General features: G+C 59.1%; 24 protein-coding genes. 10 read left to right on the forward strand and 14 right to left on the reverse strand.

Annotation, left to right across the window (positions count from 1 at the left end):
* Positions 1–16: 16 nt before the first annotated feature.
* The 5 genes from AO388_RS09695 (at position 17) to AO388_RS09715 (ending at position 5,447) form a co-directional block, all read left to right on the forward strand.
* A complete protein-coding gene (locus AO388_RS09695) occupies positions 17–1,108 on the forward strand; it encodes a BMP family ABC transporter substrate-binding protein (protein WP_003365515.1) in 1,092 nt (363 codons plus the stop codon).
* A complete protein-coding gene (locus AO388_RS09700) occupies positions 1,105–2,616 on the forward strand; it encodes an ABC transporter ATP-binding protein (RefSeq protein ID WP_058416373.1) in 1,512 nt (503 codons plus the stop codon). The genes AO388_RS09695 and AO388_RS09700 overlap by 4 nt, the downstream gene beginning before the upstream one ends.
* Entirely contained in the window at positions 2,609–3,718 is a 1,110-nt protein-coding gene (locus AO388_RS09705) for an ABC transporter permease (protein WP_042930348.1), read from the forward strand. The genes AO388_RS09700 and AO388_RS09705 overlap by 8 nt, the downstream gene beginning before the upstream one ends.
* Positions 3,718–4,644: an ABC transporter permease gene (locus AO388_RS09710; protein ID WP_054080658.1), complete on the forward strand. Its 927-nt coding sequence runs from the start codon at positions 3,718–3,720 to the stop codon at positions 4,642–4,644. The genes AO388_RS09705 and AO388_RS09710 overlap by 1 nt, the downstream gene beginning before the upstream one ends.
* 113 nt (positions 4,645–4,757) lie before the next feature.
* Positions 4,758–5,447, forward strand: coding sequence for an OmpA family protein (locus AO388_RS09715; protein ID WP_003433676.1), 690 nt, complete (start codon positions 4,758–4,760; stop codon positions 5,445–5,447).
* A gap of 112 nt (positions 5,448–5,559) precedes the next feature.
* Here AO388_RS09715 and AO388_RS09720 read toward each other — a convergent pair whose 3' ends face one another.
* The 3 genes from AO388_RS09720 to AO388_RS27330 form a co-directional block, all read right to left on the reverse strand.
* Positions 5,560–6,465 (reverse strand): acyltransferase, encoded by a 906-nt coding sequence (locus AO388_RS09720; protein WP_058416374.1) that lies wholly within the window; start codon positions 6,463–6,465, stop codon positions 5,560–5,562.
* Positions 6,466–6,528: 63 nt separating this feature from the next.
* Positions 6,529–8,619, reverse strand: coding sequence for a phosphate acetyltransferase (gene pta, locus AO388_RS09725; protein ID WP_003408730.1), 2,091 nt, complete (start codon positions 8,617–8,619; stop codon positions 6,529–6,531).
* A gap of 78 nt (positions 8,620–8,697) precedes the next feature.
* Positions 8,698–9,003 carry a DUF3565 domain-containing protein gene (locus tag AO388_RS27330; RefSeq protein ID WP_003365499.1) on the reverse strand — a complete coding sequence of 102 codons (306 nt, stop codon included), beginning with the start codon at positions 9,001–9,003 and terminating at the stop codon, positions 8,698–8,700.
* Positions 9,004–9,017: 14 nt separating this feature from the next.
* Here AO388_RS27330 and AO388_RS09730 point away from each other — a divergent pair, with 14 nt between their 5' ends.
* The 3 genes from AO388_RS09730 (at position 9,018) to AO388_RS09740 (ending at position 11,384) form a co-directional block, all read left to right on the forward strand.
* Positions 9,018–9,503 (forward strand): FKBP-type peptidyl-prolyl cis-trans isomerase, encoded by a 486-nt coding sequence (locus tag AO388_RS09730; RefSeq protein ID WP_003365497.1) that lies wholly within the window; start codon positions 9,018–9,020, stop codon positions 9,501–9,503.
* A 131-nt stretch (positions 9,504–9,634) separates the two neighbouring features.
* Entirely contained in the window at positions 9,635–10,123 is a 489-nt protein-coding gene (locus AO388_RS09735) for a glutathione peroxidase (protein WP_003365493.1), read from the forward strand.
* Positions 10,124–10,280: 157 nt separating this feature from the next.
* Positions 10,281–11,384, forward strand: a complete 1,104-nt coding sequence (locus tag AO388_RS09740) for an NADH:flavin oxidoreductase (RefSeq protein WP_003433673.1) — start codon at positions 10,281–10,283, stop codon at positions 11,382–11,384.
* Here the strand turns inward: AO388_RS09740 and AO388_RS09745 are convergent.
* On the reverse strand, positions 11,353–12,573 hold the full coding sequence (locus tag AO388_RS09745) for a glycosyltransferase family 4 protein (protein WP_058416375.1): 1,221 nt from the start codon (positions 12,571–12,573) through the stop codon (positions 11,353–11,355). The genes AO388_RS09740 and AO388_RS09745 overlap by 32 nt on opposite strands.
* Positions 12,574–12,916: 343 nt before the next feature.
* On the opposite strand from AO388_RS09745, the gene AO388_RS27335 reads away from it, so the two are divergent.
* Complete coding sequence (locus AO388_RS27335) at positions 12,917–13,339, forward strand: flagellar protein FlhE (protein WP_226995476.1); 423 nt, start codon at positions 12,917–12,919, stop codon at positions 13,337–13,339.
* A gap of 40 nt (positions 13,340–13,379) precedes the next feature.
* Here AO388_RS27335 and AO388_RS09750 read toward each other — a convergent pair whose 3' ends face one another.
* The 4 genes from AO388_RS09750 to cysZ form a co-directional block, all read right to left on the reverse strand.
* Positions 13,380–13,880 carry a hypothetical protein gene (locus AO388_RS09750; protein ID WP_054080661.1) on the reverse strand — a complete coding sequence of 167 codons (501 nt, stop codon included), beginning with the start codon at positions 13,878–13,880 and terminating at the stop codon, positions 13,380–13,382.
* Positions 13,877–14,173 carry a hypothetical protein gene (locus AO388_RS09755; RefSeq protein WP_058416376.1) on the reverse strand — a complete coding sequence of 99 codons (297 nt, stop codon included), beginning with the start codon at positions 14,171–14,173 and terminating at the stop codon, positions 13,877–13,879. The genes AO388_RS09750 and AO388_RS09755 overlap by 4 nt, the downstream gene beginning before the upstream one ends.
* A 337-nt stretch (positions 14,174–14,510) precedes the next feature.
* Positions 14,511–14,855, reverse strand: a complete 345-nt coding sequence (locus AO388_RS09760) for a hypothetical protein (protein WP_003365484.1) — start codon at positions 14,853–14,855, stop codon at positions 14,511–14,513.
* A gap of 182 nt (positions 14,856–15,037) precedes the next feature.
* Positions 15,038–15,799, reverse strand: a complete 762-nt coding sequence (gene cysZ, locus AO388_RS09765) for a sulfate transporter CysZ (RefSeq protein ID WP_003433659.1) — start codon at positions 15,797–15,799, stop codon at positions 15,038–15,040.
* A 361-nt stretch (positions 15,800–16,160) separates the two neighbouring features.
* On the opposite strand from cysZ, the gene trxB reads away from it, so the two are divergent.
* Complete coding sequence (gene trxB / locus AO388_RS09770; RefSeq protein WP_003316986.1) at positions 16,161–17,123, forward strand: thioredoxin-disulfide reductase; 963 nt, start codon at positions 16,161–16,163, stop codon at positions 17,121–17,123.
* Positions 17,124–17,379: 256 nt separating this feature from the next.
* Here the strand turns inward: trxB and AO388_RS09775 are convergent, their stop codons facing one another.
* The 6 genes from AO388_RS09775 to AO388_RS09800 all read right to left on the reverse strand — a co-directional run bounded on the left by AO388_RS09775 (position 17,380) and on the right by AO388_RS09800 (position 20,523).
* On the reverse strand, positions 17,380–17,721 hold the full coding sequence (locus AO388_RS09775; RefSeq protein ID WP_003365480.1) for a HopJ type III effector protein: 342 nt from the start codon (positions 17,719–17,721) through the stop codon (positions 17,380–17,382).
* Positions 17,714–18,013, reverse strand: coding sequence for a DUF1244 domain-containing protein (locus AO388_RS09780; protein WP_054080662.1), 300 nt, complete (start codon positions 18,011–18,013; stop codon positions 17,714–17,716). Before AO388_RS09780 ends, AO388_RS09775 begins: the two co-directional genes overlap by 8 nt.
* A 43-nt stretch (positions 18,014–18,056) precedes the next feature.
* Complete coding sequence (gene folX, locus AO388_RS09785) at positions 18,057–18,428, reverse strand: dihydroneopterin triphosphate 2'-epimerase (protein WP_003316983.1); 372 nt, start codon at positions 18,426–18,428, stop codon at positions 18,057–18,059.
* A complete protein-coding gene (folE, locus tag AO388_RS09790; RefSeq protein ID WP_058416377.1) occupies positions 18,428–18,991 on the reverse strand; it encodes a GTP cyclohydrolase I FolE in 564 nt (187 codons plus the stop codon). The genes folX and folE overlap by 1 nt, the downstream gene beginning before the upstream one ends.
* Before the next feature lie 21 nt (positions 18,992–19,012).
* On the reverse strand, positions 19,013–19,723 hold the full coding sequence (folM, locus tag AO388_RS09795) for a dihydromonapterin reductase (protein WP_003433655.1): 711 nt from the start codon (positions 19,721–19,723) through the stop codon (positions 19,013–19,015).
* A 233-nt stretch (positions 19,724–19,956) separates the two neighbouring features.
* Positions 19,957–20,523, reverse strand: a complete 567-nt coding sequence (locus AO388_RS09800; RefSeq protein ID WP_003346204.1) for an antibiotic biosynthesis monooxygenase — start codon at positions 20,521–20,523, stop codon at positions 19,957–19,959.
* Positions 20,524–20,634 lie beyond the last annotated feature (111 nt).

The raw sequence follows: 20,634 nt of genomic DNA on the forward strand, positions 1-20,634 counted from the left end.
CCTCAGGAAAACGTCTATGTACAAGAAACTGTTGCCCGGGACATTGTGTGCGGCCGTAGCGTTGGGAGCGGTCGGCCTCGCTCAGGCTGAAGGATTGACCCTCGAAGGGAAGCCGAAAATCGCCATGGTGTATATCAGCCCGCGCAATGATGGCGGCTGGACTCAGGCCTTCGACGAAGCACGTGTGAAGCTTGAAAAGGATCTGGACACCAAGATCCAGTACGTCGAGAGCGTGCCCGAGAACGCCGCGGCCATTACGCCGGTGGTCGACCGCCTCATCGCACGCGGTGCCAACATCATCGTTGGCACTGCGTTCGGCTACTCCGACACCTTTCTTGCACTGGCCAAAAAATACCCGAAAGTCGCGTTCCTGAATGGCTCGGGCACCACCAATGCGCCCAACCTCGAATCGTTTTACGGGCGTACCTACGAGAGCCAGTACCTGTGCGGTATGGCCGCTGGTGCGGCCTCGAAGACCGGCAAGCTGGGCTTCGTCGCCGCCAACCCGTTCGGCCAGGTCAACTGGACCATCAATGCCTATGAACTGGGCGCCCGGCAAATCAATCCGAAGGCCACCGTCAACGTGGTCTATACCGGTGCATGGAACGATCCGGTCAAGGAGCGCGCGGCCACCATGGCGCTGATCGACAACGGTGCCGATGTGGTCGGTCAGCACGTCGACAGCCCGACACCGCAGATCGTCGCACAGGAGCGGGGCATTCATGGCACCGGCCACCATCGTGACCTGAGCGAGTTCGCCCCCAAGGCGACGGTCTGCTCTTCGCTGTGGGTCTGGGATCGCTTCCTCGGGCCGGAGCTGAAGAAAATCATTGCCGGCAACTGGACGCCGCCTGCCAACGGCGCGCTGCTGTCGATGCAGCAGGGCGGTACCGATATCAAGCTGACTGCGGACACGATCATTTCCGATGCAGACCGCAAGAAGATCGAGGCCGAGCGCGCCGAGCTGCTGGCCGGCAGGAAAATCATCTACAGCGGTCCGCTGGCCGATCGTGACGGTAAGGAGCGAGTGGCGGCCGGTCAGCAATTGTCTGACCCGGACCTGTGGAAAATGGACTGGTTCGTCGAAGGCGTGAAGACTCAGCAATGAGTCAGGTCAATGCGCTGCAACTCACCGGCATCAGCAAATCGTTCGATGGCTTCAAGGCGCTGATCGATGCCGACTTCACCGCCTGTTGGGGGGAAGTGCATGCGCTGCTGGGCGAAAACGGTGCAGGCAAGTCCTCACTGATGAACATCGCCGCCGGGCTGTACGCACCGGAAACCGGCACCCTGCTGCTGGACGACAACCCGGTTCAGCTTCAGGGGCCGAGGGACGCCAGCCGTTACCGGATCGGCATGGTCCACCAGCACTTCAAGCTGGTGAAACCGTTCACGGTGGCGCAGAACATTCTCCTGGCGCTGCCCGAGCAACCTGGCGAAGGCAGCTATCGCAAGCGTCTGCGTGCGTTGGAACAGGAGATTGTCGGCAAGGCCGAGGCGCTGGGTTTTGCGATTGATCCGGCGCGTACCGTCGACAGCCTGTCAGTCGCCGAGCAGCAGCGTGTCGAGATCCTCAAGGTGCTGCTGGCCGGTGCGCGGATTCTGATCCTCGATGAACCGACAGCAGTGCTGACCGATCAAGAGGCCGAGCGTCTGCTGCTGACCGTTCAGGCATTCGCCCGACAAGGCGCGGCGGTGGTTCTGGTCACGCACAAGATGGCTGACGTCAAACGCTATGCCGACCGGGTAACCGTGATGCGTGGCGGGCGCACCGTGCAAACCCTTGACCCGCAGAAGGTGAGTGTCGAGCAACTGGTGCAGCTCACGGTAGGTGAATCGGTGCCGGTTGCCGAACATCAACCGTCGACACCCGGCGAGGTGCGTTTGCAGGTCAAGGACTTGCGCAGCGTCGGCAGCAGTACGCTCAACGGTGTCAACATGAGCCTGCACGCTGGGCAGATTTACGGCATCGCAGGCGTGGGCGGCAATGGTCAGGCTGAACTGGCCAACGCCCTGATGGGGCTTCCGCAAGCCACTGAGGGTGAAATCCACATGGCCGGGTTTGGCGATCTGCGCGGCGCGTCGGCCGATCAGCGTCGGCAGTTGCGCATCGCCTCGATCCCGGCCGACCGCTACGGCGCGGCGCTGGCCGGGTCGCTGTCGGTGGCCGAGAACTTTGCCATCGGCAACCTCCACAGCGGGCAATACGGCTCTTTCTGGCGCCTGGGCTACAAGCGTCTGAAACAGGATGCGCAGCGCGCCGTGGCGGACTTCGACGTACAGGGCGTGCGCTCTCTCGATCAGAAAGCTGCGTTGTTGTCGGGAGGTAACGCCCAGAAACTGGTGATCGCCCGCGAATTCAGCCGCGACCCGCAATTGGTGCTGGTGCACAGCCCGAGCCGGGGCCTGGATGTGCGTGCCACACAGGCGGTGCATGCCCGCTTGCGAGCGGCTCGGGACGCGGGCGCTGCGGTGCTGGTGATCAGCGAGGATCTGGACGAAGTATTGGCCCTGGCTGACCGTGTCGGCGTGATGAACGGCGGGCGCATCGTCGCCGAGTTCGCGCACCCTGCCGACCGGCAAGCCATCGGCAAAGCGATGGTGAGCCATGACTGAATCAGTACATCCGATGAAATCCGCACGGCAACCGTTGCTGGCGCGGCGCTACACCCTGGAACTTCGTCAGCAGACCGGCTGGCTATTGCAGGCGCTGATCATTGCCTTGGCGTTGCTGATCGGGCTGGCGATCTGCACCACCATTCTGATTCTTGCTGGCGTGCCTGCTGACGAGTTGCTCAACGAATTCGTCGTGCAGACGGTGTTCGATGGGCAAAACTTCAAGGCAGTGCTGTTTCAGGCATCGCCGATGATCATGGTCGGGCTCGCCGGGTGCATGGCGTTTCGAGCACGTTTCTGGAACCTGGGGCTGGAAGGCCAGATGATCTGGGGGGCGATTGGCGCTACGGCGATCTCGCTGTTTCAGGTGGGGCCGGAGGCCTTGCGTTTGCCGCTGATGATGGCGGCAGCCGTTATCTGCGGATTGCTGTGGAGCCTGGGCCCGGTGCTGCTGAAGCTCAAGTGGCAGGTCAACGAAATCATCTCGACGCTGATGCTCAATTACATCGCCGCCAATTTCCTCCTGCACCTGGTGTACGGCAGTTGGAAGGACCCGCGAGACAACTTTCCCTATTCCCCCGCGTTCCAAAGCTTCGAGCGGCTGCCCGACCTGTTTGCCGGGTATAACGCGGCGATCCCTCTGGCGCTGCTGGTTACCGGTCTGACCCTGTGGTTCGTTGGTGTTTCGCGAGCGGGGTTGTACCTGCGCTTCGTCGATGCCAACCCCAAGGTCGCCGGGGCCGTGGGCGTCCCGGTGCGCAAGATGATCATCGGCACCGTGCTGCTGTCGGGCGCGCTGGCGGGGCTCGCAGGTTTTGTCGTGACCTCGGGGCAGGAGGGGCGCCTTACCCAATCGTTCTATCAGGGCTACGGGTTTTCCGGGATTCTCATCGCTTTTCTGGCCCGCAACAACCCAGTGGCCGCAACCGTGGTCGCGCTGCTGATCGCCATGCTGTTCGTCGCCGGACGCAATCTGCAGGTGTTCTATCAGATTCCGTTTTCGATGGTGCAACTGATCCAGGCGATCCTGGTGATCTGCGTCGCGTCCTCGGACTTTTTCATTCGCCATCGCCTGCGGCGCATTCAGGCAGGAGAACGTTGATGGAGCTTATTTCCCACTGGCTGGGCAGCGCACCGGATTTTGCCGTGCCGTTCGCCCTGGCAGCGCTGGGCCTGATCCTCATCGAGCGCAGCGGCGTACTGGCGCTGGGCGTCGAAGGGCTGATGCTGGTCGGCGCACTGGCGGGCATCGGCATGCAGTTGAGCCTCGGCTCGCCTGGCCTTTCGCTGCTGGCGTCGATGGCGGCGGCAGGTCTGGTGTCGTTGCTGTTCGCGCTGATGGTGCTGGTGCTGCGGATCAATCAGGTGATCGCCGGGCTGGCGCTGGTGTTCTTTTGTCAGGGCTTGACCGGGTTGCTGGGCACGCTGCTGGGCTGGACCAACCGCCCGGTCAGCGGCTTGCAGGCGGTCGAACTGTGGCCGTTGTCCGAGCTGCCTGTGGTGGGCCGGGTCTTTGTGCAGAACCCGTTGGTGTACCTGACCGTGGTGATTTTCATCGCGGTGGTCTGGCTGCTCGATCGTACGCGCACCGGGCTGCGTCTGCGCGCGGTCGGCGAGAACCCGCAGGCCGCCGATGCCGCAGGTATTTCCGTACTTGGTTACCGCTTGGCAGCGATTGTCGTTGGTTCTGCGTTGATGGGGCTGGCCGGCGGTTTCATTGCCGTGCTCAGCACCAAGATGTGGATCGCCGACATGACTGGCGGGCGCGGCTGGATTGCGGTTTCGCTGGTGATATTTGCACGCTGGTCGCCCTGGCGTGCGCTGGCCGGCGCCTTGCTGTTCGGCGGGATCGAGGCACTGATTCCGCAATTGGCGGCAACCGGCGTGCGCCTGCCTCAGTATTTCGTCCTGATGACGCCCTACGCGGTCACCCTGTTGGTCATGGTCTGGGTGGCGAGCGGCAAGCGGCAATCGAGCAGCCAGCCCGGTGCGCTGGGTGAACCTTACATTCGCGAGGAGCGTCGCTGAGCAATGCGCGCAGAAGCCCGCAAGACGGGCGGTTCAGCACGGGTTAAGGAATTTTTGATAGCGGGTATGCTCTAATCCGGTTACCAGCGTTCGTCAAAACCAGGAGCTCCTGAATGTTTACCTCGCGTCGTTTGATCATTGTTGCCACCGCCGTAGCCATGCTTTCCGGCTGTGCAACATCCAATCCCTATGACAATCAAGGCCAGGCGCAAAGCTCCGGTGGTATGAGCAAAACGGCCAAGTACGGCGGGCTCGGCGCATTGGCGGGTGCGGTCGCTGGCGCGGCCATCGATCACAATCATCGCGGCAAGGGTGCCCTGATCGGCGCTGCAGTGGCGGGTGCCGCATCGGCGGGTTACGGCTATTACGCAGACAAGCAGGAAGCTGCGTTGCGCGAGAGCATGGCCAATACTGGTGTCGAGGTACAGCGTCAGGGTGACCAGATCAAACTGATCATGCCGGGTAACATCACCTTCGCGACGGACTCTTCGGCCATTGCCAGCAGCTTCTATTCGCCGCTCAACAACCTGGCCAGTTCGCTCAAGCAGTTCAACCAGAACAACATTGAAATCGTCGGGTACACCGACAGCACCGGCAGCCGCCAGCACAACATGGACCTGTCGCAACAGCGTGCCCAGAGCGTCGCGACTTACCTGACTTCGCAAGGCGTCGATCAATCGCACCTGTCAGTGCGCGGTGCAGGGCCTGACCAACCGATTGCCAGCAACGCCGACGTCAACGGTCGCGCCCAGAACCGCCGTGTCGAGGTAAACCTCAAGCCGATTCCGGGTCAGCAGTACTGATCAATGCCGCTCCGCTCGCAGGCTGGTTGACGGCGGGGCAAAGAAGTGGGAGCTAACCTGCTCGCGAAGGTGATGGCCTCTTCGCGAGCAAGCTCGCTCCCACGAGTCACTATCAATGCTGCGCCGGATACTGCTCATGCAGGCTGTCCAGCAGCCGGTCTTTCTGTTCCCAGAGCGTGTTGATCCACTGCTGGAATTCCAGGCGGTATTCGTCGTCCTGGTCGTAATTTTTGCCGAGAAACTGCTGCGGGATTTTGATCTCTTCGAAGTGCGCAACCACTTCCCTCACGTTACCGCACAGCAGGTCCCAGTAGCCGGGTTGTCCGCCAGGGTAATGGATGGTCACGTTGATGATCGACTCCAGCTGTTCGCCCATCGCATCCAGCACGAAAGCAATGCCGCCGGCCTTGGGCTTGAGCAGGTGGCGGAACGGCGAGTTCTGTTGCGCGTGTTTGCCGGCCGTGAAGCGCGTGCCTTCGGCGAAGTTGAAAATCCCCACCGGGTTATGGCGAAACTTCGCGCAGGTGCGGCGGGTGGTTTCCAGGTCCTTGCCTTTCTTTTCCGGGTGTTTGGCAAGGTACGCCTTGGAGTAGCGCTTCATGAATGGAAAGCCCAGTGCCCACCACGCCAGACCGATCACCGGAACCCAGATCAGCTCCTGCTTGAGGAAAAACTTCAATGGGCGAATACGCCGGTTGAGCACGTACTGCAAGACCATGATGTCGACCCAGCTCTGGTGATTGCTGGTGACCAGATACGAGTGCTTGTAATCCAGCCCTTCCAGACCGCTCAGGTGCCAGCGGGTGTGGCACAGCAGTTTGATCCAGGCATTGTTGTTGCCGATCCAGGTTTCATGGATGTGGCTCATCAACCAGTCGGTGAAACGCTGTGCCGCAGAGAAGGGCAGGCAGATCTTGAGGATCGTGACCGCGAACAGCACCGTGCAGCAGACGATGGTGTTCAGCGCCAGCAACAGCGAGGCAATGACGCCGCGTAACGGGGCAGGCAGGAAATCCATGAAGGAGATGGCTCCGCAAGTTATCGGAAGCCGCAGACTGCTCTGCGGCACTCGTGTCAGGTATCAGGACAGCGTGTCGGCCTGTATGGCTGTCAGCGCGATGGTGTAGACAATGTCGTCGACCTGCGCGCCGCGCGGCAGATCGTTTACCGGTTTGCGCAGGCCTTGCAGCATCGGGCCGAGGCTCACACAGTCGGCACTGCGTTGCACCGCCTTGTACGTGGTATTGCCGGTGTTCAGGTCCGGGAACACGAACACGTTGGCGCGTCCTGCGACCGCGCTGTCGGGAGCCAGCTGCCGGGCGACCTGTTCGTTGGCGGCCGCATCATACTGCAGCGGCCCGTCGATCAATAGATCGCGGCGGGTTTCGCGTGCCAGTTGCGTCGCTTCGCGGACCTTCTCGACCTCTTCGCCGCTGGCCGAGTTGCCGCTGGAATAACTGATCATCGCCACGCGCGGCGAGATGCCGAACGCAGTGGCCGAATCGGCGCTCTGCAAGGCAATCTCGGACAGCTCGCTGGCGCTCGGATGCGGGTTCATGATGCAGTCGCCGTACATCAGCACCTGCTCGGGAAAGAGCATGAAGAACACTGAAGACACCAGCGTGCAGCCTGGCGCGGTCTTGATCAGTTGCAGGGCTGGTCGGATGGTGTTGGCGGTGGAGTGAATGACGCCGGACACCAGCCCGTCTACCTCGTCCAGCGCCAGCATCACCGTACCGATCACCACCGGGTCTTCGAGCTGTTGCTCGGCCATGGGGGCATTCAGGCTTTTGCTTTTGCGCAGTTCCACCATCGGCGCAACATAGCGTTCGCGAATCAGGTCCGGATCAAGAATTTCCAGCCCCTGCGGCAGCTCGATGCCGTGCGCCTGCGCAACGGCGTGCACTTCCTCGGGTCTGGCCAGCAACACGCAACGCGCGATACCGCGCGCCTGGCAGATGGCGGCGGCCTGGATGGTCAGCGGCTCGTTGCCTTCAGGCAGTACGATGCGCTTGTTGGCCGCCTGCGCGCGCTGGATCAACTGATAGCGAAACACCGCGGGCGACAGGCGCAGCTCGCGGGGCGTGCCGCAGCGCTGGTGCAGCCAGTTGGCGTCCAGATGACTGGCAACGAAATCGGTGATGTTTTCCGCGCGCTCGCGGTCATCGATGGGGATTTCCTTGTTCAACTGATTCAGGCGATTGGCCGTGTCATACGAGCCGCTGCTGACCGACAGCACCGGCAGCCCCGCCTGCAGCGCGCCGCGACACAGCTCCATGATGCGTGGGTCGGGCACGGTATCGCTGGTCAACAGGAGGCCGGCCAGCGGTACGCCGTTTATGGCTGCAAGGCTCACCGCCAGGATGATGTCGTCGCGGTCACCCGGCGTTACGACCAGCACACCCGGCTTGAGCAACGGAACCGTGTTGAGCACGGTACGGGCACAAATGATGATTCTGGTCATGCGGCGCTGATCGTAGTCGCCTGCGTTCAGCACCTGCGCGCCGAGCAGCTCGGCCACATCGCGGGTACGCGGTGCGTTGAGTTCGGCGCGATACGGAATGCAGCCCAGCAGGCGAAAGTCGCCACTGCGCAGCAACGGCGAGTGCTCTTTCAGGCGCGAGGCGAAGACTTCCATGCTCTCTTCGGTGCGCACCTTGTTGAGTATCACCCCCAGCACCTTGGGGTCCTTGGGGCCGCCAAACAGCTGGGCCTGCAATTCGACCCTGCCCGACAGATCGGCGAGCACTTCATTTTCCGGGGCGGAGACCAGAATGACTTCGGCATCCAGGCTCTTGGCCAAATGCAGATTGACCCGCGCGGCATAGCTCGCGCTGCGGGTCGGGACCATGCCTTCGACTACCAGCACATCCTTGCCGACCGCTGCCTGCTGATAAAGATTGATGATCTCTTCGAGCAGTTCATCCAGTTGACCATCACCGAGCATGCGTTCGACATGCGCCAGCCCCAAAGGCTTGGGCGGCTTGAGGCCGTGGGTGCGAGCCATCAGTTCGGTCGAGCGCTCGGGGCCCAGATCGCCGGGGTGTGGCTGAGCGATCGGTTTGAAAAAGCCTACTTTCAAGCCGGCGCGCTCCAGCGTGCGCACCAGTCCCAGGCTGATGGAGGTCAACCCCACGCCAAAGTCAGTGGGAGCGATAAAAAAAGTCTGCATACTGGCTTCTCGATTGAGCAGTGCAAGGGGTCGCAGCACATAGGGAAGCGCTGCCGACCGAAAAAGTCCGGAAACCGTCTAACGCGATTTCTCTGCGGCAAGACTATCGTTATCTGCGGCGTTCGCACACCAGCCGCAACGAAAGGCTTTACCGGTCATCTGTTGACGCTGTGCAGGGTCGAGTACCCAAGGGCGTGACTGCCACGGAGGATCATGACGCAGGTGCTGGGTGTGGCCGCACGACAGCAGCGCGAACCAGTGCCCGTGCTCGTCCTGTCTCAGATCGATAACGATTGAACCTTTCAAAGCGGGCCGTCCGTCAGAGTTGCGTTCGCTTTCGGGCGATTGCTTGGTTAAACTTGCCCGTTCTTCAATCTTAAGCAAAAGGTCTTGTCCCCATGCCGATCGCCGCCAATAAGGCTGTCTCCATTGACTATACCCTGACCAACGACGCTGGTGAGGTCATCGACAGTTCTACCGGTGGTGCGCCGCTGGTTTACCTGCACGGTGCAGGCAACATCATCCCGGGCCTGGAAAAGGCACTGGAAGGCAAGGAAGTAGGCGACCAGCTGAACGTTGCCGTCGAGCCCGAAGACGCCTACGGTGAGTACTCGGCCGAACTGGTCAGCACCCTGAGCAGCAGCATGTTCGAAGGCGTCGACAAGCTCGAAGTCGGCATGCAGTTTCACGCTTCCGGCCCGGATGGCGGCATGCAGATCGTGACTATCCGTGATCTGGAAGGCGACGATGTCACCGTTGACGGCAATCATCCGCTCGCGGGTCAGCGTCTGAACTTCGACGTGAAGGTTGTGGCCATCCGTGATGCCAGTGAAGAAGAAATGGCGCACGGCCATGTTCATGGTGAAGGCGGCCATCAACACTGATTTGTGCTGCTAAGCTCAGGCACTGAAAAGGCGCCCTGGCTGTTCTGCGATGACGACTTTCGTTACGCGTGCGGTCACGGTGCCTTTTTTCGGGTTGTAGCCTGGGGCGACTTGTTTCAAAAGGGGTTCTCATGAGTGCTTTTCACGACATCAAATTGAAAGCGCTGGGTGGCCAGGAACTGCCGCTGGCGAATTTCAGGAACAAAGTGGTTCTGGTGGTCAACGTCGCGTCAAAATGCGGGCTGACACCGCAGTACGCGGCACTTGAAAACCTCTATCAGCAGTACAAGGACCAAGGCCTGGAGATACTGGGTCTGCCGTGCAACCAGTTTGCCGGGCAGGAACCAGGTACCGAGCAAGAGATCGCCGAGTTTTGCCAGCTCAACTATGGCGTGACGTTTACGCTGGGTGAAAAACTCGACGTCAACGGCCCTGATCGTCACTCGCTTTACCGTTTGCTGGCGGGCGAGGGTGCCGAGTTTCCCGGGGATATCACCTGGAACTTCGAAAAGTTTCTGGTCGGCAAGAACGGTGGTGTCAGCGCACGTTTTTCTCCGCGTACCACTCCGGATGATCCTGCCGTGATCCAGGCCATTGAAAAGGCCCTGGCGCAAGGCTGATCGTATAGCCGGGGTAGCATTTCGCATTCGCCCGGCTTTCTTGCGCGCTCGTCGCTTCTGAACTCAAATCAGCCAGATCAATAGTACTGGGCCACCGCAGACGCCCGGCGATACTCTGCGCGCCTGATGGCAATCGACCATTTCACAGGAGTTGCGCATGTCGGCAGAAGCCTTGTTCACGCCTTTCCGTCTGGGCAGCCTGGAGCTGTCATCGCGTGTGGTCATGGCCCCCATGACCCGTTCGTTTTCGCCAGGGCACGTGCCCAACTCGAAGGTCGTCGAGTACTACCGGCGGCGCGCGGCGGCAGGTGTCGGGCTGATTATCACCGAAGGTACGACGGTCGATCACAAGGCATCCAACGGTTATCCGAATGTCCCGCAGTTTTTCGGTGACGCGCCACTGGCCGGCTGGCGCAAGGTGGTCGAGGCAGTACATGCGGAGGGCGGCAGCATCGTTCCGCAACTCTGGCACGTCGGCGCAGTTCGCCGTCCTGGCACCGAGCCGGATGGCAGCGTGCCTGCCTACGGGCCGATGGAGAAGGTCAAGGACGGTCAGGTGCTGGTGCATGGCATGAGCAAGCAGGACATCGACGAAGTCGTGGCGGCCTTCGCCAAGGCTGCCGCCGATGCCAAGGCAATTGGCATGGACGGTGTCGAAATTCATGGGGCTCACGGTTACCTGGTCGATCAGTTCTTCTGGGAAGGCAGCAATCAGCGCAGCGACGAGTACGGCGGCAGCCTCGCCAACCGCTCACGTTTTGCCCTTGAACTGATCAAGGCCGTGCGCGCCGCCGTGGGCCCGGACTACCCGATCATCTTCCGTTTCTCACAATGGAAGCAGCAGGATTACGCCGCGCGTCTGGTACAAACGCCCGAGGCGCTGGGCGAGTTTCTGCAGCCTCTGGCCGACGCTGGTGTGGATATCTTTCATTGCTCTACCCGGCGTTTCTGGGAGCCTGAGTTCGAAGGCTCCGACCTGAACCTGGCGGGCTGGACGCGCAAGCTGACCGGCAAACCGACCATTACTGTCGGCAGCGTCGGACTGGACGGCGAGTTCCTGCAGTTCATGGTCAACACCGACAAGGTCGCTCAGCCGGCCAGCCTGGAAAATCTGCTGAAGCGGCTGGGCAACGACGAGTTCGATCTGGTGGCGGTGGGACGTGCGCTGCTGGTCGATCCGGATTGGGCATTGAAAGTGCGCGAGGGCCGCGAGCAGGACATCCTGCCTTTCAGTCGAGACGCACTGATGACACTGGTCTGATCTTCTTGCTGGCTACCGGCCTGATCTCTTTGGCATTTACAGGTTTTTCGCCCGGGCAGGCCTCACGCAATTGCCGTTCGAACTGATCGATTATCGCCGTCCAGCCCTGGCGACTGGCGTGTTGACGAGCATTGAGGCGCACCCGGCGCAATGTTTCGCTGTCTTCCAGCAACCAGCGCGCCGCGTCGATGAATGCCGCCTCGTCACCCGGCATGGCCAAGGCCCCATTGTGGCCATGACGAATATGCTGCCCGGCAGCGGCTTCGTCGTAAGCGACTACACCCAACCCTGAGGCCAGCGCTTCAAGGACCACGTTGCCGAACGTTTCGGTCAGGCTGGGGAACAGAAACATATCTGCCGAGGCATAGTGCATGGCCAGCACTTCACCGCGCTGAGTGCCGCAGAAGATCGCATCCGGGATCTGCTCCTCAAGCTGCTGGCGCTGCGGTCCATCGCCGACAACAATCAGTTTGATATTACGTTGCGGGTAACTGTCCTTTAGGGTTTCGAAGCTGGCTTTGAGCAAGCCCAGGTTTTTCTCGGGTGCCAGGCGGCCGACGTGTATGACGCCGATATCACCTGCTTGCAGGCCCCAGCTTTCGCGCAGAGCCTGCGAACGCCTGGACGGGTTGAACATCTGGCTGTCGACACCACGAGACAACAACTCGATCCTTTCAAAGCCGCGCCGCTCCAGTTCCACCTTCTGGCTGATGCTCGGCACCAGCGTCATGCGCGAGCGGTTGTGGAACCAGCGTAGGTAGTGGGTCAGCAGCCGAGTGATAAACCCCATGCCGTATTGCTGCGTGTACTGTGGAAAGTTGGTGTGAAAGCCGCTGATCACCGCTATTCCCAAGCGCCGAGCTGCCCGTAGCGCCGACAAACCCAGCGGGCCTTCAGTGGCGATGTACAGCACATCCGGTCGACGCCGCTGCCAGCGGCGCAACAGCTTGTGCATAGAAGACTGACCCCATTGCAACCCTGGATAGCCCGGTATCGGCCAGCCCCGGCAGAGCAGCAGGTCCTCTGCAGCGCCCACGCCGATCTCGTCGTTCTGACGTGGCCGCACCAACTCGACCCGGTGCCCGCGCAACCGCAACCCTTCACAAAGACGCCCCAGGGTATTGGCAACGCCGTTGATCTCGGGAGTGAAGGTTTCAGTAATCAGGGTGACATTAAGAATTTGGCTCATGGGAGCAGTTTCGGCGGGTTACATTTCGGTTATGTGGCGGTTGTGTGATGGATTGGTGATAGGGCGTCGGTAAGGTGAGGAGGTTGGTGTGAGGCTGCGCGGGATAGTTAATAGGTAAACGCATAAGCTGTACAATGATTTCAATAAAACTCACGATAAAGTTCATTGGCTTCCTACAGGTGTTCACATCGTTTCCTAAAAGCGTGTAGTCCGTTCTGATACGTGTTGATATTATCTGTTTGCCTAGTAATGTCGGGTTATCGAATCGTGTGGTTCGTTAACGTTGGTTTGGAATGACTGGATTTTTAGTTGTTCCTGCTTATCAATATACTAGGGAAGTGAAATGAAATTTAACGACAATAAATTGAAATGGGCTCGTTCGGCTTCAGGAATTGCTTTGGCACTTTTAGTCTTTTCGAACCTTGCACTGGCTGGAAACTATCAATCGTCGGTTGCTCTGCCGGTTATTCATTCAAAAGGCTATGTTCACACCGCTGAGCTGCCAGTAAGCAGGCATGCGCCTGTGACAGCGACGATCAAAAGTGTCAGTTGGAACTGGAGCGTGTTGGGCTGGCCTCAGGGGCTTGAGGTCTACTTGTGCCAAGGTGTCAGCGTATGCCTGAACGTATCACGTCAGCGAACGGGGTCCACAACGTTTTTCGGTAATCAGTCTGCACGTCGCAAGTTCTATTACACGATGAAGGTTGGAGAGGCGGGAAGGGTGCCAGTCGCTGGACAGCAAGGGCGAATAACTGTCGATTGGTAATCTCACAAGCGCCCTCCCCCAGACAGGGAGGGCGCTCAGGCTACCAATTTGCCATGTCACGAAATGCGAGAGGAAGAGCGTCGTTAAAGTTTAGTATCTTTTCAAGTATCCTGGCCGCAGGCGTACCTTTCAAATATTCTTCTTCATAAAGGGCGGTTCGCTCTTTTTGCATACACCCCCCGATTTTCTGAAAGTAAGCGCTCGACTCGGGTGTGACTATCTTGCCCGTGGCGCAGTAACGAATTACGGGGTAATCAGATAGATCCACTCCCTCGCCAGTCAATGAATTGTACGCATAGTGTCTGGCCAGGAAGCTCGCTTCGACCGGACTGCTTTGAGCTTGTGCCATCAGCTTGGGCCTGAGCTCTCCTCCTCGCAGGATTGTCCTTGCGCAATGAGGTGTTTCTTTTTCGCGGACGGCTTCTTGAAGTACGCTAGCGAAGCTTTCAGGTGTTGATGCCGGGGGGCGTGGTGTTGTTTTGTACCGTACACCTAACGGTGTAACGTTCAGGAATGGCGAAACATTGTCGGTGTGGGTCATTTGAAAATCCCTCGCGCACGTTCCATTGCTGCAGGCATAGGCACGAATTCTTTATCCTCCACAATGGATCTGCGTTGTTCGATCGTCATGCTATCCATGAAGCGAGTTGAGCGGGACATTGCCGAACTGCCGAGTGTTGCGGGTAATGCGGCTGGAGGTTTTTTCTCCGTCTGTGTGATGGCAGCGTTCAACAGGCTTGCAAACTGACCTGAACGGTTTTCCGGTAGTCTTTCGAGGCATGCGGGTCGGTAGGAGGAGAGTTGTTCTGCGGCAGATTCTGTTTTTATTTCCATAGCGATTACTCCTGTTTTTTAATCAGGAAAGCAAGGGTAATGCCATATTTAATGTATTGGTTGTTCCTACGTCGTTGCGGTCTTGTATTAGAGGTCGGGAAGATATGTCCTACGCAATATTCCTACGTGTAATGTTTTTTCATATCTCGGCAAGGAGTGTCGGGTTGCGGCAAGTCGTTGCCGTTACACGGAATGGAGTTCTATAAGCTGCTTGTAAGAGTGCTGATATATAGCTGTAAGAAGTTTCCTTTTAATGCTGGAGTGCCGAACAGATAACTCATTATCTGTTCGGCACGCTCTCAGGCGTCGTCGTCACTTAGCCGGTCAAGCAGGGCGATCAGCCCAGATCACGAACCAGTTGGCCGATCACTTCGCCCACTTTGGCCAGGTCCGGTGCATCCAGACGATGTTCATCGGCATACGAATAGGCAACGGTGAACAGGCCGGCGGTACGGGTGGAATAGGCAGGGGCATCTTTCTCGAAAACACGGTTCGCGGCTTCGGCTGTCAGCGAATTGGAGCTGATGACCACGCCTTCTTCAGGGGCGTTCACACCGTTGATGTAAACGTTGTCCGGATTGATCGACCATTCGGCCAGTTCACTGACCAGAAAGGCGCGGATCTTTTCCTGAACGGTTGCGTTGTCGGTGGTCAGTGCAGCAGGATTTACTTGAGCATTCATGATTTAACTTCCTTGTTAAGTTCATGTGTCGCTGAGTTTCATGGAAGCTGGCTTCACATGAACGGATTGATTGAGGCCCCATTTAGCCTTGGTTGGCGGGGTGAGTTGCGGTGCATATTTATATGCGTGTGATTTTTCTTCGGGTGTGCCGAACCGCATGGCGCGGCCCGGCAGGTCGGCATTCAGCCTCGTGCGTGGGTCACCGGCAACGCATCCGCGCCGCGCTCGCGCACCCAGAACAGCGTTGCACCGGCCACTGCCGCGGGCATCATCAGCAGGTTGACCACCGGGATCAGCAAGGCGACGTAGACAATGCCGCCGAAGCTCAGGCTTTGCCAGCGCTTGCTTTTCAGCCAGCCGAGCATTTCGTTCCAGCCCAGTTTGTGGTTGTCGGCGGGGTAGTCGATGTACTGGATCGCCATCATCCACACCCCGAACAACAGCCACAGCGGGGCGGCGATGATGTTGGCGACCGGGATGAACGACAGGATGAACAGGCCGAGCATGCGTGGCAGCATGTAGCCCAGCTTGCGTGCTTCGCGGGCCAGGGTGCGGGGCACCATGGCAACCAGTTCGGCCCAGCTGAAATCGGGCGATTCGTCTACGCCACGAACCACGGCTTCGACCTTTTCGGACAGAAACCCATTGAACGGTGCGGCAATGATGTTGGCGACCATGGTGAAAGTGAAAAACACCATCAGCAGCACCAGCGCTACGAACAGTGGCCAGAGGATATAACTGAGAAAGCTCAGCCAGTGGGGCAGGGTCGGCATGAAGGTGTCGACCCACAGCTCGAACTGGTGCACCGCCAGATAGATCAGGCCGCAGAACAACACCACGTTGATGCTCAATGGCAGTAGAACGAACAAGCGCAAGCCAGGGCTGAGGACCAGTTTCAGGCCCTCTCTCAGGTATTGCGGGCCGGTAAGGGCGGGAGCGGGCATGGGAGTCTCCGAGTGCTTGAAAGGCGTGACCTTACCGGCTTTGTGATGGCCATGAAAGAGCGGAGCGCCGACGGTTTTTGAGCATGTCAGACTTGTGGCGTATCCTTGGCGACGAAGAATATCCGGATGGCGCCGCTTTCAAGCGCCCGCGCTATAGAAGTGACCTATAGGGTGGATTGTGAAACGATATTTCCTTAACCTCTGCGGCCCCGATAGGCTGTTCGGCAATCTAGGACCTGTCCTTCAGGTCAGAATTTTCAGGACCTGCCGAACCAAACGACGCTTCCCCAAGCGTTTCGGTGGTCCTTTTTATCCAGCCGTCCCGACCGCGGCGTAAACGGTCGGTCGATAGGAGTGTGTCATGTCAGACGTACGTCATTCCCGAGTGATCATTCTCGGTTCCGGCCCTGCCGGTTACAGCGCTGCGGTCTACGCCGCTCGCGCCAACCTCAAGCCTCTGCTGATCACCGGCATGCAGGCTGGCGGCCAATTGACCACGACTACAGAAGTTGATAACTGGCCAGGCGACCCGCACGGTCTGACCGGTCCTGCGCTGATGGAACGCATGCGCGAGCATGCCGAGCGTTTCGAGACTGAAATTGTCTTCGACCACATCAATTCCGTTGACCTGGCTGGCAAGCCGTTCAGTCTGCAGGGCGATAGCGCAACCTACACCTGCGATGCTCTGATCATTGCCACCGGCGCCAGCGCCCGCTACCTGGGCCTGCCATCGGAAGAAGCGTTCATGGGCAAGGGTGTGTCTGCCTGCGCCACCTGCGATGGCTTCTTCTATCGCAACCGTGAAGTCGCAGTGGTAGGTGGTGGTAACACGGCGGTTGAAGAGGCGCTGTATCTGGCCAACATCGCCAGCAAGGTGACCCTGGTTCACCGTCGCGAAACCTTCCGTGCCGAGAAAATCCTGATCGACAAGCTGCACGCACGTGTCGCCGAGGGCAAGATCGAACTCAAGCTCAACGCCACACTGGACGAAGTTCTGGGTGACAACATGGGTGTGACCGGTGCGCGCCTGAAGAACAACGACGGCAGCAGCAGCGAGCTGAAAGTCGACGGTGTGTTCATCGCGATCGGCCACACACCAAACACCTCGTTGTTCGACGGTCAGTTGGCGTTGAAAGACGGTTACATGGTTGTGCAGGGTGGCCGTGAAGGCAACGCCACGGCGACCAGCGTCGAAGGCGTATTCGCTGCCGGCGACGTGGCTGACCACGTGTATCGCCAAGCCATTACCTCGGCCGGTGCCGGCTGCATGGCGGCACTGGACGTCGAGCGCTACTTGGACGGGCTGGCTGACGTATCGTTCTGATTTGCTCTCGTGCCTTAGCGCTCATTGCTATACACAAATCTTATGGGAGCGATCCGCATTGCTCGCGAAGAGGTCAGTACATCCCCCGGAAACAGGGTGTTTGAACCGATGCCTTCGTGAGCAAGCTCACTCCCACAGTGGGCTGTACTCTGCCTCATGCTGTGTTTAACCCCGTTTTCCGGGCTTACCAGGACGCGTGTATAGCGTGGAGTGCCCAGGTATGGGCACTAGAACGATGTGATTTCAACCCAGCCGATCAAGCCTTGCGCTTGAGCGGCTCGCCTTCAAACTTCACACCCGCCAGACCATTCGCGATCAGCGCACGGATATTGCCGTGGTCGCTGCCTTCAGGTGTGGCTTGTACCGAGCGGTAATGCTCGCCGAACGCCAGCAGCGCCTCTTCGTCAGTCAAGCCTTCCAGTAGCGCCAGGCCCAGCGTCTTGCACGACCCTTCGTTTTGCCCGGCAGCATTGTCGACGTCGCCGTTTCTGAAGGCCTGAGGCTGGTAGTCGTAGCCTTCGGCGATGAACGCCAGGGTGTCGGCAAACGCATGCTCGCCGCTGCGCAGGCGGGTGCGCAGGGAATTCAGATCAGTCATGTTGTTTGGTTTCCTTGACGAACGCCGCCTGTTGTTCGGCGTTCGCTTCTTTCTGATAGCGGGCTTTCCACTCGCTGTACGGCATGCCATAAACCACTTCACGCGCATCATCGATGCTGAGGTCGATGTGCTTTTCGTCAGCGGCGGCCTTGTACCACTTGGACAGGCAATTACGGCAAAAGCCGGACAGGTTCATCAGGTCGATGTTCTGGACATCCTTGCGGCTGTCCAGATGCGCGACCAGTCGGCGGAAGGCTGCGGCTTCGAGTTCGAGGCGTTCTTGCTCGGTCATGACGGGCTCTTTTCAGTAGACGGTTGACGTCATGATAAGAGTTTCAGCGTTGACCGGCGAGCGTGATCGATACCGACTCGGCAAAGCGCAGGGCATGCGGCTTGTCGACTTCCACTTCAGCGTAGGTCACCGCCTCGTGGCTCATCACCAGATCCAGCACTTCCTGGGTCAGTCTTTCCAGCAGGGCAAAGCGATTGCCCTCGACGTGCTGGATGATGGCCTTGGTGATGGTGCGATAGTTGAGGGCATGCTCGATGTCGTTATCCCGGACCGCTTCCTGAGCGGCATAGAGAATCGTCAGGTTGATCAGCACGTCCTGTTTGTTGAGGATTTCGTCCTCATTGATACCGATGAAGGTACGCAGGCGCAGGTCCTTGACCCGGATGCGCGCGGTGCCAGGTTCGAGTCTTGCCATTATTGTCTGCTCCGTCCGATCAATTGCAGAAACTCCATGCGTGTGGTGCTCGAGTCACGGAAGGCCCCCAGCATCACTGACGTGTTCATGGTTGAATTCTGCTTTTCGACGCCGCGCATCATCATGCACATGTGCCGGGCTTCGATGACCACAGCCACACCGGCGGCTCCGGTGACTTTCTGAATCGCATCAGCAATCTGTTTGGTCAGGTTTTCCTGAATCTGCAGACGGCGGGCAAACATGTCGACGATGCGTGCGATCTTCGACAGGCCCAGTACCTTGCCGGTCGGAATGTACGCCACATGCGCCTTGCCTATGAACGGCAGCAGGTGGTGCTCGCAAAGCGAGTACAACTCGATGTTCTGGACGATGACCATTTCATCGTTGTCGGAGGCGAACAGCGCGCCATTGACGATCTCTTCGACGCTCTGGGTGTAGCCATGACACAGATACTGCATGGCTTTGGAGGCGCGTTTCGGCGTATCCAGGAGACCTTCGCGGTCTGGATCTTCACCAAGGCCGAGCAGAATGTCTCGATAGTGCTGGGGCAGGGACGAACTCATCAGAATGATCCTCGGGGCGGCTTACTTGACGTGCCGTCCGCCGTTTACGGTCAGTGTTGTGCCGGTGACATAGGTGCTGTCCAGAAGGTAACGCAGGCTCTGGTAGATCACTTCTGCACCAGGCTCTATGCCCAGGGCCGACTTGGCCAAGGCGTTGGCGCGGTAGGCCGCATCATCCTTGGGTTGAAACATCAACAGCGCCGGTGCTATGCCGTTGACTTTGACAAGTGGGGCGAACCTGGCGGCGAAGGACAGCGTCAGGCTTTCCAGGCCGGCCTTGGTTGCGCAGTAGGCGATATGCTTGCTGCTGCCCTTGCGGGTCACGTCATCGCTGATATGCACGATGTCAGCGACCTCGCTGGCGGTCAGCAACGACTCGCAATGCAGATTGATCAGGTAGGGCGCCAGCATGTGCACGTTGAACATGCGTGTGAAGTTGTCGGCTTCATCGCCCGGTGTTTCTGCCAGCCACTCGGAAGCGTTGTGGACAATGGCCCGCAGGCTTGAGGTCTGGGTTTTCAACAGCTCGACAAAAGCCATGATGCCGGCTTCGCAGGAAAAATCCCCGTGGATGGCCACCGCGCCGGCCTGGCGCAGTTCCGTCACACTTTCGTGCTCGGTGCGATAACTGATGATCACCCGTTGCCCGTGTTCCAGCAGACGCAAGGCGCAATGCAGGCCCACGCGCTGGCTGGCGCCGGTGATCAGGATAGGTGCAGAAGACATTGCCATCGACAGCTCACGTATCGGTTATCCGTAGTGGACGGGGATTGTACGGTCGATTGTTTCTTCCGGTTTACAGGCAAAGTTATACCAGAGAATTTTTTTGTACAACCCTGGACATCATGAAACTCGCCGAGGCAGTGCTCGAAGGCGCTGAGCACGGGGAGGTTGAGGGAACGAGCGGGGCTGGGACGCGACCAAGACCTGTACCGAGGTGTAAAGGTGTACAGGTCTTTATGAGTCTAGCGAGGGGAAGGTGATTGCGTCGGGCGTGCCGGTGCAGGCGTGCTCTGCAGCCAGGGTGCGAGCAGGCGCGTGGACAGCGGGATGAACAGGTAGACCATCAGCGGGGTGAGCACCGCTGTACTGATCATGATGCGCGGTAACAGGTCCAGATGATTGAGCAACGGGCCGAGTAGAAAGTTGAAGATCAGCGACACGGGAAAAAACGCCAGCCAGATCGCGACAGCCTGTTTCCAGCGTGGCGGACGCTGATCGATTGCGCCGAACCAGCCGTCGATGCCGCTGACCCGATGCTCCGAAGGTTGTGCGAAAAGACCGCTGCCGCGCACCAGCCAGGAGCGTCGGGAGGCGGAATGCTCCCAGGCGTGCATGGTGTGTTCATCGGTGAAGCGGAAAATGATCTGAAATTCGTCGTCGCCGGGCGGCGGCGCCAGTACCCCTGAACCCAGATACCCTGGAAAGTCCGTGGCCAACTGTTCGCCTTCGTGCAGCCAGGCCATCATTTCATGGTAGCGACCCTGCGCCACGCGGCGTGCAACCATCAAGGTGACGGGTGAGGTAGACATTGTATATCTCCGGTAGAGGCGTGAAATTCCCGGGTAGGGAGGTCACATGCCGCGATCCGGGATGGTGGGTCGCGACAGCTTCACGTAAACAGCAAGCAAGGATTATTCCTG

This window comes from Pseudomonas sp. ICMP 10191 (assembly GCF_001467335.1).
Taxonomy (GTDB): domain Bacteria; phylum Pseudomonadota; class Gammaproteobacteria; order Pseudomonadales; family Pseudomonadaceae; genus Aquipseudomonas; species Aquipseudomonas cerasi.